This is a genomic window from Oryzibacillus soli, from assembly GCF_051594765.1.
In the GTDB taxonomy this organism is placed as follows: Bacteria; Bacillota; Bacilli; order Paenibacillales; family NBRC-103111; genus Paenibacillus_AR.
This window is the reverse complement of record NZ_JBPPGJ010000001.1, coordinates 229878-243241: the sequence shown is the minus strand read 5'-3', so window position 1 is coordinate 243241 and position 13364 is coordinate 229878. Positions and strand designations below refer to the sequence as shown.

General features: G+C 50.1%; 11 protein-coding genes. All 11 read left to right on the top strand.

The genetic code is table 11. The features are described 5' to 3' along the window. Positions 1-29: 29 nt before the first annotated feature. The 11 genes from ACSEXW_RS00790 (at position 30) to ACSEXW_RS00740 (ending at position 13325) form a co-directional block, all read left to right on the top strand. Positions 30-1670, top strand: coding sequence for an extracellular solute-binding protein (locus ACSEXW_RS00790; RefSeq protein ID WP_438444179.1), 1641 nt, complete (start codon positions 30-32; stop codon positions 1668-1670). 16 nt (positions 1671-1686) lie between these two features. Then, positions 1687-2802: a glycoside hydrolase family 88/105 protein gene (locus ACSEXW_RS00785; protein ID WP_438444178.1), complete on the top strand. Its 1116-nt coding sequence runs from the start codon at positions 1687-1689 to the stop codon at positions 2800-2802. 63 nt (positions 2803-2865) lie between these two features. After that, a complete protein-coding gene (locus tag ACSEXW_RS00780; RefSeq protein ID WP_438444177.1) occupies positions 2866-4677 on the top strand; it encodes a cache domain-containing sensor histidine kinase in 1812 nt (603 codons plus the stop codon). Continuing rightward, positions 4674-6212, top strand: a complete 1539-nt coding sequence (locus tag ACSEXW_RS00775) for a response regulator transcription factor (protein WP_438444176.1) — start codon at positions 4674-4676, stop codon at positions 6210-6212. Before ACSEXW_RS00780 ends, ACSEXW_RS00775 begins: the two co-directional genes overlap by 4 nt. Before the next feature lie 346 nt (positions 6213-6558). Beyond that, entirely contained in the window at positions 6559-7581 is a 1023-nt protein-coding gene (locus tag ACSEXW_RS00770; RefSeq protein WP_438444175.1) for a DUF2167 domain-containing protein, read from the top strand. Positions 7582-7773: 192 nt separating this feature from the next. Continuing rightward, positions 7774-8742, top strand: a complete 969-nt coding sequence (locus ACSEXW_RS00765; RefSeq protein ID WP_438444174.1) for a sigma-70 family RNA polymerase sigma factor — start codon at positions 7774-7776, stop codon at positions 8740-8742. Positions 8743-8808: 66 nt separating this feature from the next. Further along, positions 8809-9237: an SRPBCC family protein gene (locus ACSEXW_RS00760; protein ID WP_438444409.1), complete on the top strand. Its 429-nt coding sequence runs from the start codon at positions 8809-8811 to the stop codon at positions 9235-9237. Positions 9238-9242: 5 nt separating this feature from the next. After that, positions 9243-9671, top strand: coding sequence for a DoxX family protein (locus ACSEXW_RS00755; protein WP_438444173.1), 429 nt, complete (start codon positions 9243-9245; stop codon positions 9669-9671). A 364-nt stretch (positions 9672-10035) separates the two neighbouring features. Next, positions 10036-11460 (top strand): ABC transporter substrate-binding protein, encoded by a 1425-nt coding sequence (locus ACSEXW_RS00750; protein ID WP_438444172.1) that lies wholly within the window; start codon positions 10036-10038, stop codon positions 11458-11460. Between the two features lie 75 nt (positions 11461-11535). Next, positions 11536-12459, top strand: a complete 924-nt coding sequence (locus tag ACSEXW_RS00745; protein WP_438444171.1) for a carbohydrate ABC transporter permease — start codon at positions 11536-11538, stop codon at positions 12457-12459. Continuing rightward, positions 12456-13325, top strand: a complete 870-nt coding sequence (locus ACSEXW_RS00740; protein WP_438444170.1) for a carbohydrate ABC transporter permease — start codon at positions 12456-12458, stop codon at positions 13323-13325. The genes ACSEXW_RS00745 and ACSEXW_RS00740 overlap by 4 nt, the downstream gene beginning before the upstream one ends. Positions 13326-13364: the final 39 nt, after the last annotated feature.

The window sequence follows — 13364 nt, the reverse complement described above, 5'->3', positions numbered from 1 at the left end:
AATCAATCATAGATGGAGGGGTATTCCATATGGAAGGACAATCAACCACAGGAAGAAGGAAGGTCATCTTAGCTCTGGGACTGTCGGCGGTTATGGCGGCAGGGGCAGCCGGTTGCAGCGGGAAGGAGGGAGAAACAGAGGGAAACACCAAAGAAAAAGCTATCATTACGGTTTCCAACTATGACAGGGGGAATATTCCCGCAGCGGAGGGAACGGTAGAGGAGAACCGATGGACGAAGTGGATCAATGAGCATTCTCCCGTTACGGCCAAGTATGTGCCGGTTGCACGGGCTGAGGCGGTTAAGAAGCTGAACGTGTTGTTCGCTTCGGGCAGCGCTCCCGATATTGTCAATGATTATGATTCGGGATTCCGGAACTCCTTGTATCAGCAGAAGCAATTGATGCCACTGGACGATTACTTGAAGTATGCGCCTGAGTACCAGAAGCTTCTGGAGAAATATCCGCAACTTCGTAAGATAGGCACCAAGCCGGATGGCAAGCTGTACGAAATCGGGAAAATCAATGAGCCCCATCTGCAGAGCGTAGCCTTCATTCGGATGGATTGGCTGAAGAAGCTCAAGCTGGAGGTTCCAAAGACTACGGAAGAACTACTTGTTGTTCTGAAAGCCTTCGTTGAGCAGGATCCGGATGGCAATGGGAAGAAGGATACTTATGGAACCAATATGAGCTACACCTCGGACGGCATGGTGGATTCCATGTTTGGCTCGTACGGCTGGAAAATATCCAAGGATGATAAAATTGTAAGAACCTGGGATAATACGCTGGAGTCTCTGAAGTTCAAGAAGAGGTTATTTGAGGAAGGGCTTATCGATAAGGATTACTTGGCCGATAAGAACGGGGCCAAAGCCAAGCAGGACTATTTGAACGGAAAAATAGGCGTTTATCTTCCCCCTGCGATAACCAACTGGTTTGAAACCACGGTTACGGACATTAAGACGCTCCGGAGAGTTGTTCCCGATGCGGAGATTGCACCGATGGCGCAGCCCAAGTCTCCCATGGGGCAATTTATCCATCACGTCGTCAATCCGGTTCAGATGACCACGGTGATCAATGCTGCAGCCAAAAACCCCAAGGCCGCTATGGAATATATTAATTTCATCATCAAGCCGGAGACGGGCCTGATTCTGAAAAAGGGAATAGAAGGAGAGCATTGGAAGAAGGGGGCTGACGGTTTCCCGAAGGTCATTGATCCTGCGAAGAATGCCAAAGAGCTGGATTGGGCTATGGACTACTCCATGTTCTACTCGATCCCCGAGAATCCGATGCTAATTTCCACCACAGCGTTCGACGTGAGTGATCCTGACCAAAAGGCCGGGTTGGGTATGCTGAAGAAAGCCGATGAGTTCCTTCTTAATACCGAGGCCCAGTATCCCGCACTGAGTCACTATGAGCATATGCCGGCCCTGCCCAGCGATTTGGTCGTAGTCAATACCAATGTCGACAAGGAAATGAAGGACATCTTCGCCAAAGGGATTATCGGTGGAGCCAAATATACTCCTGAGCAGGCCGTAGCCGATGCCAAGGCAGCCTGGGAGAGAGGCGGCGGCAAACAGATCGAGGAGTTCATGAATACCTGGTATAAGGAAAACAAAGACAGAGCCTTCCTAGGCAAGGATATCCTGGAGCTGGTCCGCTCCCAACATAAATAGGAGGAGTAATGGAAATATGACAAATGAAAGGCTGCTTGAAAAAATCGGTCTGGTCGTAGATAAGCTTGTGAATCTCGGCGGCAGTGACTATGAGAAGGATAAAACTGTGGTCCAGGCAGATACAAGAAAAGGGATTGTCCAGCGGGACTTCGGGATTGAAGAATGGGATTGGCCTCAGGGCGTTGGTCTTTACGGTCTGTACAAACTGCAGAAGTATTACGGGGACCGGCGCTATACAAAGTTCTTCCAAAACTGGTATACCCGCAATATAGAGGTGGGCCTGCCGTCGAAAAATATAAATACCACCGCCCCCTTTCTGGCTCTAACTCTGATGCTGGATCAGCTTGAGCCTACCGGCCGGTTGGAACAGTTATGCCGCGACCATGCGGACTGGCTCATTCATGAACTGCCCAAAACCAAAGAAGGCGGCTTCCAGCATACGGTCACGGCCATTGGCAACCGGGATGGAATTCACTTGCATGATGGGCAGTTATGGATCGATACCCTCTTTATGGCGGTCTTGTTTCTGAACCAGGCCGGGCGGAAGTTCAACCGGCCGGACTGGGAACAAGAAGCAGTGCACCAGATTCTGCTCCATATCAAGTATTTGTTCGACAAGCATACCGGACTGTTCTTCCACGGCTGGAGCTTTGAGCGCATGGATAACTTCGGCAGCATCTTCTGGTGCCGCGGCAATTCCTGGTTCACCTACGGCATCATCGATTACCTGGATACTTGTCGGGATACGATGAATCCGGGCGTCCGGCAATTCCTGGTTGACACGTATAAGGCACAGGTTCATGCATTGGTTCCGCTCCAGGCCGAATCCGGCCTATGGCACACCGTCCTGCAGGATCCAACCAGTTACGAGGAGGTGTCCGGATCGGCTGCCATTGCAGCAGGGATCCTTAAGGCGATCAAAGTAGGTATTCTGGATTCTTCCTATCAGACCGTTGCAGACAAAACCATCCAAGCGGTTTGCCAGAATATCAGCGAGGACGGAACCGTTCTGAATGTATCAGCCGGAACCGGGATGGGAATGGATCCAGAGCATTATAAGAACATCACCATTATGCCGATGGCATACGGACAGTCCCTTGCTCTTATTGCCTTGTACGAAGCATTGAAGTAATACGGTTTATACCGTCCGGAGCGTTTTATACTACCATTGGATCATCATGGAGGGGGGAGCCGATTGCATCCGACAAGCTGGCCGGGGCATATAGCCGGGAGAATAAAGGGCAGCTTCAAGATCAAGCTGATCGTGCTGCTCTCCTGTATGGTAACTCTGGCCTTTTCCATAGCAGGCTGGATGGTTTACCGGTCCAATATCCAATTGATGGAGGATGAGATCAGCAAGCAGTTCTCCATCGCCAATGAACAGGCATTGGCCAGATTGGAGATGTCCTTCCAGGAAATCAACCGGGTCTCCCAATCCATTATTCTGAATCCGTATATCGAACAGTTCCTCCGGGAGAACATCGTTCCCGTAAGTGATTCCTACACTGAATATAAGAACCGCAAGTATGTGGAAGAGCAGTTGAACATGCTATTGGTGGATGCGCCATCCATCCGTTCCGTTTTTCTGTACAATGAAAACGGCGAAATGACTGTTCTTTCCAAAACCGGTGCGTCGGGAGAGCCGGGACCGGATGACTTGGCCAGGTTGCTGGAAAAGCTGAAGCCCCATCGGGGGAATATGGTTTGGGGACGGGCGGGGGCTGCCAGTACCATTGATCCGGACGGCCGCCGAACGGTTCTGGTTGCTGCAAGAAGAATGCTCAATGAGAAGCTGATTCCGTACGGCACCATGGTGATAGTGATGGAGGAGAGCTTGGTATCCAAGGTGCTTCGGGATCTTACAGAGACCGGCGGCAAGGTGCTGTTGCTGGAGCCTATGGGAGGTATGCTATACTCGAATACCGATCCGAACGAGACCGAGCAGCTCCTGCAGCTGACAGATGCGAATTACCCCCGTTATGTCAGAATGAACGGCATCACCTATCTATTCGTTCGCCACGAACTGATTCCGGCCGGCTTCTCGCTGTATGGCGGGGCTTCCTTGCAGGAAATACAGAGGAAAAATAATGATATTATCCGGGTATTGGCCTTTGCCGGAATCGGCGTGATTCTGCTCAGTGCACTGCTTATTACGATTTCCACCAGGTCGCTCCTGACTCCGCTGGCCAATCTCATGCAGGGGCTGCGGAAGCTGCGCTCCGGTGATTTCTCGGTCCGGGTCAACGTGGATTCTCGCGATGAACTGGGCTATATCGGAGACAGCTTCAATAGCATGGCGGAACAAGTGAGTGAGCTGATCAATAAAGTATATTTGGCCCAGATCAGCCAGAGAGAATCCGAACTGAAGGCTATTCAGGCACAGCTGAATCCCCATTATCTGCATAACCTGTTCAATGAGCTGTATTGGAAGCTGTACAGCAATGATCAGGAAGAGGCGGCGCTGCTGATCAACGCCATCTCGGAGATGTTGAAGTATTCCCTTAAATCGGTTCAGACGGATACAACTCTTGGCGAAGAACTGCATCAGATTCGCAATTATATCAAGATTCAGACCGAGCTGTTCACCGGCGAGATTGAAACCATCATTCAAGCAGAGGAGCCGTTGCTGAATCTTAGGATGATGCGTTCCCTCCTGCTGCCGGTGGTGGAAAATGTTTTTGTGCACGCCTTCCGCAATATGGAGAAGGACCGGGTGCTGCGGATCAAAGCGTTCGTGCTTCATGAGGCGCTGCATATAGAGGTGGCTGACAACGGATGTGGCATGGATCAGGGAACGCTGAGAGCCTTGACAGAGGCGGAAACGGGTCTGCCTGACGGCAATAAGACGGGAATCGGCTACAAAAGTGTGTTGCGGCGCATTCAATTGGTATACGGGCCCGCATATGGAGTGGAGATTACCAGCTGTAAAGGGAAAGGCACGAAGGTTCATATGTCGCTCCCCATTATATCCGGGACCATGGAGAGTCATGAGGAGGGGGATGGATGAAGGCCAAGCTGTTTATTGCTGAGGATCAGCCCAACTTCCGCAAGGGGCTGCTGAAGCTGGCGGGGAAGCGGTCTGCCGAGTGGGTAGTGACCGGGGAAGCCGCCAATGGCCGGGACGCCTTGCTCATGATGGAGAAGGGTGTCCCGGATCTCTTACTGACCGATATCCGAATGCCCCATGTGGATGGTCTGCAGCTGGCAGAAGAAGTCAGAAGCCGCGGTTGGCTGACCAAGATCGTGATTGTAACCGGGTTTAAGGATTTTTCGTATGCACAGTCCGCTGTCAAGTTCGGGGTACTGGATTTTATCACGAAGCCATGTGTAGAAACGGATATATTAAGCGTACTCGACCGGATCTATGTGCAGCTGATTGAAGAAAGCCAGTCCCAGCTCTTGGTGGAGGGGTGGAGGCGGCAGCATGAAGACAGTGAGCTGCGTTCGGCTATTATGGGCATGCCCTGCAGCGGCGAAGAGGTGGAGGCTTTACTGAAGCGGATGAAGCCATGCGAGCTGCATTTTCTGCGTATACCTAATTATTTACCCATGGAAAAGCACTATTCCGCCCAGGATGTGCCGCTTCTGCAATTCGCTTTTTCCAATATTGCCGGGGAGCACTTGAACAAATGGTTTCCCGGATGTTATCGCCTGTTTCCCCTTAACGCATCGGAGTGGGCTTTATTAGTAAACCAGAGTGCTTCCCAGCCGCCGGATACATCCTCCACATGTCTGCAGGCGCTCACTGATTCAGTCCATCATTATCTTAAGCTTACTCTTGAATACAGCGGACAAGGGCCATGCACCAGCATGGAGAAATTGCGCCAGGGCTACGAACGGTATTGTCGGGAAGGGGAGAGGGACTATGGATCTGACAATGAATCCCTGCTCAATCAAACGGCTCTTTACGAGAAGGAGAAGGAGATTGTAACCTGGCTCATGTCGGAGGATAACAGCCGGCTTTGCCGGGAGCTGCACGAGCAAGCCGTCCGGATCAGCCGTTTGCCCATGCAACCCGCCAAGATCGAAGCGCTGCTGCTGGCTGCTGCCATTCTCCGGCTTGTGCAGGTCCAATTCCCCGAATGGCAAATGGCCGTAAGCCCCATCGAGTGGGATTCCGTTTATAAATTTGAGACGCCGGAGGATATTACGTCGTGGCTGCAGGGATACATCCACGAATTCCTGCAGTCCCACAATAACTGGCTTGCCAGTAAAAAAGATCATCCGGTCAAGCAAGCCATCCGGTTTATTGAGGAAACATACATGGGGGAATGCGGCTTGGCCGAGGTGGCGGCCCATGTCCATCTCAACCCCAGTTACTTCAGTAATCTGTTTAAGAAGGAAACGGGGGAAAGTGTAACCGGATATATCCAGAACCTGCGCGTACAGAAAGCGAAGCTTCTGTTGAAAAGCACAGATATGAAGATATTCGAGATCTCTGAAGCCACCGGCTTCAACGACTCCAATTATTTTACGCATATGTTCAACAAGGTAGCGGGAGTCTCCCCAAAAGAATACCGTAAGATGATGGCCGGCCAATGACCGCCGAAAACACAGCCTCTCTATGTTTGAGAGGACTGTGTTTTTTTGCATGGGGCCGGCGTTCGATGCAACATCCGCGCTAATACACATGCACTATTTACGAAATCACTCCGGTCCCGGATAATAGTTTTGTTTCATAGCCAACTACTCTTAACAATTTTAGTAGGCTTATGGGTTTAGAGAGGGGATCACTTTTTGAAGACGTTGGGCACTTACTTATTGATTTTCGGAATTGGAACCTTTGTTCTACACATGTTCGGATTGCAATTTAAAGTGATGCGAATATTCGGCGGATCACAGACCACCGCCGCTATCATCTTTGCAGCCGTCGGCGCCATCCTGTGGTTTGTTGGTCGCAGACAAGAAGCGTGACGGATTAGGGAAAGAGGGGCCGTCTATCAGAAGGCTCCTTTTTCGCTTGTTTATACGCATTATTTCTAAAAAATGGAGATTCAATGGGGAGGACATCTTTTTGAAAAAGTGGTTGGCTATAGTCATCATCCTGTTCATGGTTGGAGGAAATCGGGTAGAAGCCGCAAATAACACGGCAGATGTGAACTGGGTGGAGGGGCCGCAAAAGGTTAAGATGGGGAATAACCTCAGTACCTTGGATTTGGGCGACAACTTCTTGTTCTTGAACGACAAGGATACGAAGATCTTCCAGAAGGAATTGGGGAATCCCCCGACCCACACGGAGATCGGAAGTATCTACCCCAAGGAAGAGGACTGGTTTGTCGTATTCGAATATTACGAATCGGGTCATATCAAGGATAACGAGAAGAACAAGATCGACGCCAAAGCACTGTTGAAGAGTTATAAGGATGGCGAAGAGAGCTCCAACAAGGACCGTCCCGCCGGAGAGAAGCTGTTTGTGGTCGGTTGGGATGAGGCGCCTGTGTATGACCAGTCCATAAATTCTCTTACTTGGGCTTTACGGTTGGAGGATGAGAAGAAAGAGCAGACCGTCAACTATAATATCAAGCTGCTGACCCGGTTAGGCTATGTTTCCGTTGTTTTGGTTACCGATCCGGCAAAGCTACAGGAAGATAAGAAGAAGGTCCAGGAGCTCGTCTTGAAACAGTTCAAGCTTAATGACGGCCAGCGTTACTCCGATTATGACCCTTCCAAGGATAAAACCTCGAATCTGGGGTTGACCGGACTGATTCTTGGAGGTGCAGGCTTAGTCGTTGCCAAGAAGACCGGGCTGATAGCCCTGGGCATCATATTTTTTAAGAAGGGTTGGATCTTGATTGTGGCGGCGGGAAGTTTCATCTGGCGTAAGATGTCCAAGTTAAAAGCAAACCGTCAGCGCAATCCCTATATGACCATGCAGGAATCGAGTGAGGAGCAGGAAAAGCCGCTACCCTAGCGGCTTACTGGCAGCACTCTGATAATGAACCCATATGAACAGCCGGGGCTTTTCCCCGGCTGTTTATGATTTCTTCGGTCCTCTTTCGGGTATCCATGCGTTTTGTAATTAATATAGAAGGAGAATAAATATCTAAATAGAACTTCTATATAAAATGAATGATCGTACCTTGCCCAACAAGAGGAGGCCCAAATGAACGAAACCGAACTGGAGCATGCGCTGGAACTACAGTTATTTGACAGCCTGAAGCCCGGTTTGACATCCTTCTGTTATAGAATGCTGGGATCTATCGAGGATGCAGACGATGCGGTTCAGGAAACCTTTATTCGGGTGTGGCAGAATGGAAGCTCCTTCCGGCAGGAGTCCTCTTACAAAACGTGGGTCTATCGGATTGCCTCCAATCTATGCCTGGATAAGCTGAGACAGACGAAACGCCGGACGCGGCCCGTTGACTTTACCGACCCCGCGGCATCCATCATCGCACCGAGCGAAACACTGCCTGACTCGTCCTGGGTCTGGCCTGCCCCCGCATTCTCCGATAATCCGGAAGAGATCCTCATCCGCAAAGATACCCTGCAGTTCTGCTTTGTGACTCTTCTGCAAATTTTGCCACCGCGACAACGCGCAGTCCTTCTCTTGAAGGACGTCGTGGAATGGTCGTCCAAGCAAATTGCCGAAACGTTGAACATGTCAACGGCAGCGGTGAACAGTGCTTTGCAGCGGGCCAGGGAAACGATGAGCAGGGCGAAGCAGCGCTCGGAGGAATACAGCTTGATGGCTGTCGAGCCGGATCAAGAGCTGGTTTCCCGGTATATGGATGCGTTCGAGCGATTTGATATCCAGGCACTGGTAGCCTTGTTCCATGAGGAAGGCCATATGTCCATGCCCCCATTCCCCATGTGGATCCGTGGCAAAGAGGATTTGCTCCAATTTTTCTCGCTTACTCGTTGGCATTGTGAGGGGTCCCGGTTTATTCCGACAACGGTGAATGGCGGGTATCCAGCAGTTGCGCAATTCATGCCCAGCAGTGAATCCAGCTGCCTGGTTCCATGGGGCATCCATGTCATAATCATGAAAGAGGGGAAGATCTTCCACCTTCAAAACTTCATCAACAGAAAATTATTTGCTCGATTTGGTCTTCCGGAACGATTGGACCGATGAATGGTGCCGGCGGATTTCGTCTATAGGGATGAGAGTCCAAAAATGAACCGAGTGAGGTGCCGCAAAATGAAAAAAAACGATCAACAAACCAAAGTAACCGTTCAAGCCATCATTCAAGCACCGGTGGAAAAAGTATGGAGATATTGGTCCGAACCCGCTCATATCACGAAGTGGAATCAAGCTTCCGAGACCTGGCACTCGCCAAGAGCGGAAAATGATTTGCGGATGGGCGGCAAGTTTCTGACAAGGATGGAAGCGAAGGACGGCAGCATGGGCTTTGATTTCGGAGGGGTGTACGATGAGGTCAAGCACCATGAGCAAATCTCTTATACCATGGGAGACGGCAGAAAAGTGGAGATCACCTTTATTGATCAAGGGGAGAATACGAAGGTGATGGAAAGCTTTGATGCCGAGAGCACACATTCCGTTGAGATGCAGCAGGCAGGCTGGCAAGCGATTATGGACAATTTCAAACGATATACGGAGGAAAACTGATACCTATGAGCAAAATAGAGGTAAGAACCAATCCCGCGGCGATCCATGCCGAATATTCTAAGGGACGAATCTGGACAGCACGGATTCTGTGGGGGATTGTGGTCCTGTTCATGCTGTTCGATGGAATCGGAAAGCTGGCGAAGCCCAAGCAGGTGGTAGAAGGCACGCTATCACTCGGGTTTCTGGAGAAGCACATAACCGTAATCGGCGTTCTAGGTCTGATCTGCACCGTGCTCTATGTGGTGCCGCGGACTCGATTCCTTGGTGCTCTTCTGCTTACGGGCTACCTCGGTGGTGCGGTGGCCGCACAGCTTCGGTTGGATGAACCCTTGTGGTCCAATACGCTGTTTTCGGTCTATGTTGCCATCTTAGCTTGGGGACCGATATGGCTTATGGATCGGAACGTACGTCGGCTGTTCTGGAACCGGGGCTAAGGAACAACACGTCTCCCCGCATAACAGTTTGGATGGGGCTACCCTCCGAATGATGTACTGGAAGAAGTAACCCACTTACCTGGCGTTCAACTAGGGTGGGTTACTTTCGTTTTAGATTCGGCAGGAACGTTAGTTCGCTCTGAATCTATCATTTTAACGCTTAACGGCTGAGGCCGTTAGGCGTTTTTTATTTTATTATTCGGCAGTTCAATCGTTGTGTAAAAGGTTGAGAATACTAAAATTTTGGTTGTATAAATCTGTTTTTTTTGTATAAAAATCATGTCACAATACAGATAAAGCGCTTTCTAATTTCATCTACAACACGTTGAACAGCTCATGCAAATTTTAAAGGGAGAGTGGGTCAATGAAAAAGGGGAAGAAGATTGGTGCAGGAATTCTCGCGGCTGCATGTATGCTCGGAGCCGTCGGTTGCGGGAACGACGAGAGCGACAAGACGAACACCGCATCAACGGGGGCGGATGCAACCAAAGCACCTGCAGCCCAAACGCCTCAATCGTCGTCCTCCAAGACGGAGAAGGTGAAGATTACTTATTCGATGTGGGGCAGCGAGGCGGAGGGAAGTCAAACACAAGCCGTTGCAGACAAGTTTAACGCTTCCCAAGACAAAATCGAGGTGAAAGTGCAAGCGATTCCATGGGAGAACTACATGACGAAATTGAATACGATGGCAACCGCAGGACAACTGCCCGACACGGGCATGCTGCGGGAGGATGGCGTCATTCAATATTCCTCCGAAGGGATGCTCAATGACGTAAGCTCCATGTACGAGGGCAACGACAGCAAGCCTTTGGATAGCTTGGCCTACAAATATAAAGGCAAGACGGTAGCCTATGCTTCTGCCAATGAAATCCTCATCCTCTATTACAACAAAGACATGTTCGACAAAGCCAAGGTTCCTTACCCTCCGTCCGCACTGGATAAGGCATGGACATGGGATGAATTTGTAAATACGGCTAAGAAACTGACGGTCGACAAGAAAGGCAAACATCCTGGCGAGGACGGCTTTGATCCGAAGAGCATCGTTCAATATGGGGCATCTGTTGAGAATCTGCCGTGGCAGATGGAGGCCTGGACCATCAGCAATGGCGGCGGTTTCTATTCCAAAGACGGAGCAGACGTAAGGATCGGGGAAGACGCCAGTATCGAAGCCATACAGAAGGTTGCCGATTTGTACTTGAAGGACCATGTTGCGCCGTTGTCCGTAGGGCAGACGGATGATGGGATTCAGCGCACCATAATCGCTGGAACGGTTGCCATGGCTACGAACGGTACGTGGAACGTAGGAACCAGCTTGAACACGGCCAAGGAAAAAGGTCTGCATTATGGCGTAGCCGTACTGCCTTACATGAAGGATAAGGTTACCCTCAATACGAGCGGCGCCAGCGTCGTATTCTCCCAGACCAAGCATCCTAAAGAAGCGATGGAATGGCTCAAATGGTACAACTCCGAAGAAAACAACTGGGGACTCATCAGTTCAGGAATCTGGATGCCGACGCTGGAAAAGTGGTATAAGAACGAAACGCTGACCCATAAATGGGTCGACAATCCGAACTTCCCTCCGTATGACCAATACAAGTCTGCGGTCGTGGATTATGCCCAATCCTCCGCAGCAAGACCCGCTTCCTGGTTCTATACGAACAATACGACGGACTTTAACACCTTGCTCGGGTCGGTGCTGGGGGACGTCTGGACGGGCAAGACGACGGCCAAGGATGCCATATCCAAGAATCTCGATGCTTTGAAAGCGGCACATAAAGGCAAAAAGTAAAAAAGGAAGAGGGGGATGACCGCCGATCTCGTCCAAGCGGAGGTCATCCTTTACCCATGAGGTGGGGAGCGAAATATGGAAACCGTTAACAAACCGCTGAAACGCCGTTCCCGTATTCATTCAAGCGAAGCGCGCGTGGCTTATATATGTTTGATTCCGGCCTTTATCGGACTGATCTTTCTGACGTATCTGCCGCTTATTGGGGTGCTGGGAATCAGCTTGACGAATTGGACAGGGTTGAAAAATCCCGAATTCATCGGCTTCGATAATTATATCAAGCTTTTTACGACCGACCCGTATCTGAAAGACTCCATTATCGCCACCATTTATTTCGCTGTCTTATCCGTGGCCGGAAGTATGCTTTATTCGTTTTTCATTGCGCTCCTGCTAAACCGTTCCATTCCGGCGAGGGGATTTTTCAGGGCCGTCTTCTATGTTCCATTTGTTTTGCCGGCCGCCGCTATATACGTAGGATGGTCTTGGCTATACGAAGCGAATTTTGGGTTCTTCAACTTTCTGCTCACCAAGATCGGGTTGAGTAAAGTTCTCTTCATCGCCGATTCCAGCTATGTCGTTCCTTCTCTATCCTTGATTTCCGTTTGGTTGGCGGGGAACCTGATTGTTATATTTTTGGCCGGGCTTCAAAACGTTCCGAGCATCTACCATGAAGCGGCCGAAATCGATGGTGCGAACGGATGGGAACGCTTCAGGCATGTTACGCTACCCTGTATGACGCCGATCATCTTCTATAACCTGCTGATGAGTCTGATTTCCAACCTCCAAGTCATTACGCCTGCTCTTTCTTTGACGAATGGCGGCCCGGGCAATTCTTCCCGGTTCATGACCTACTTGATGTATGACCAAGCATTTGTGAATTACAAATTGGGCTATGCTTGTGCGACTACCTTTATTATTTTTGCCATTCTCTCGGTCTTTACGGCTCTATTGTTCAAGACGTCCAACCTATGGATTCACAATGAAGGAGGCGACGACAAATGAGTGAAGCGGCCTACGGCAGACTTAGGAGCAGGAAACGCAAGGAATTATGGATCAACATCATCACGTTTGTCGTCGTCGTTTTTTTTGCCGTTCTCGTTCTCTTCCCCATCTGGTGGATTTTCCGAACGTCTCTGATGACGAATGCCGAGATCTACAGATACCCGCCATCGCTGCTGCCGGAGAATTGGCTGTTTTCCAACTATGAGAGAACCCTGAAGGTATTTCAATTTTGGAAATATTTGTGGAACACGATGATCATTATCGTTCCTTCCTGTTTGGCGGGAACCTTCACGGCCACCTTGTGTGGATATGCCTTTGCAAGGCTGCGTTTTCGAGGCAAAAAGCTGATATGGTCCCTTTGTATCGGGTCCATGCTTCTACCTGCGATGGTTACGCTCATTCCGCTGTATATTGGGTGGACGCGGGGCTTGGGGCTCCATGACAGTTATCTGCCATTGATTCTGCCCTATTTCTGCGGCGGCGGAGCTTTTAATATCTTCTTGATCCGGCAGTTTATGATGTCCATCCCGAGAGAGCTCGATCAAGCGGCAACGATCGATGGCGCCGGATACTTCCGGATCTTGTTCAGCATCCTTATGCCGGCAATCCGGCCGGCTATGATCGTCGTTGCGCTGTTTATCTTCATCGGATTATGGAACGATCTTCTTCAGCAGATGATTTACATAAACTCGAGCGAGAAATATACGATTGCGTTGGGGCTTACCAACTTCAGAGGCCAATTGAAAAGTGATTGGTCGCTGACGATGGCGGCCACGTGCTTATCCTTTGCTCCGGGGGTCCTATTCTACATGATCGGTCAAAAGTATTTCGTAGAGGGAATCACTCTGACCGGATTGAAAAATTAGTCCTTATCCCCGTTATCCCATTCGAGGAGTGTGTTCGAA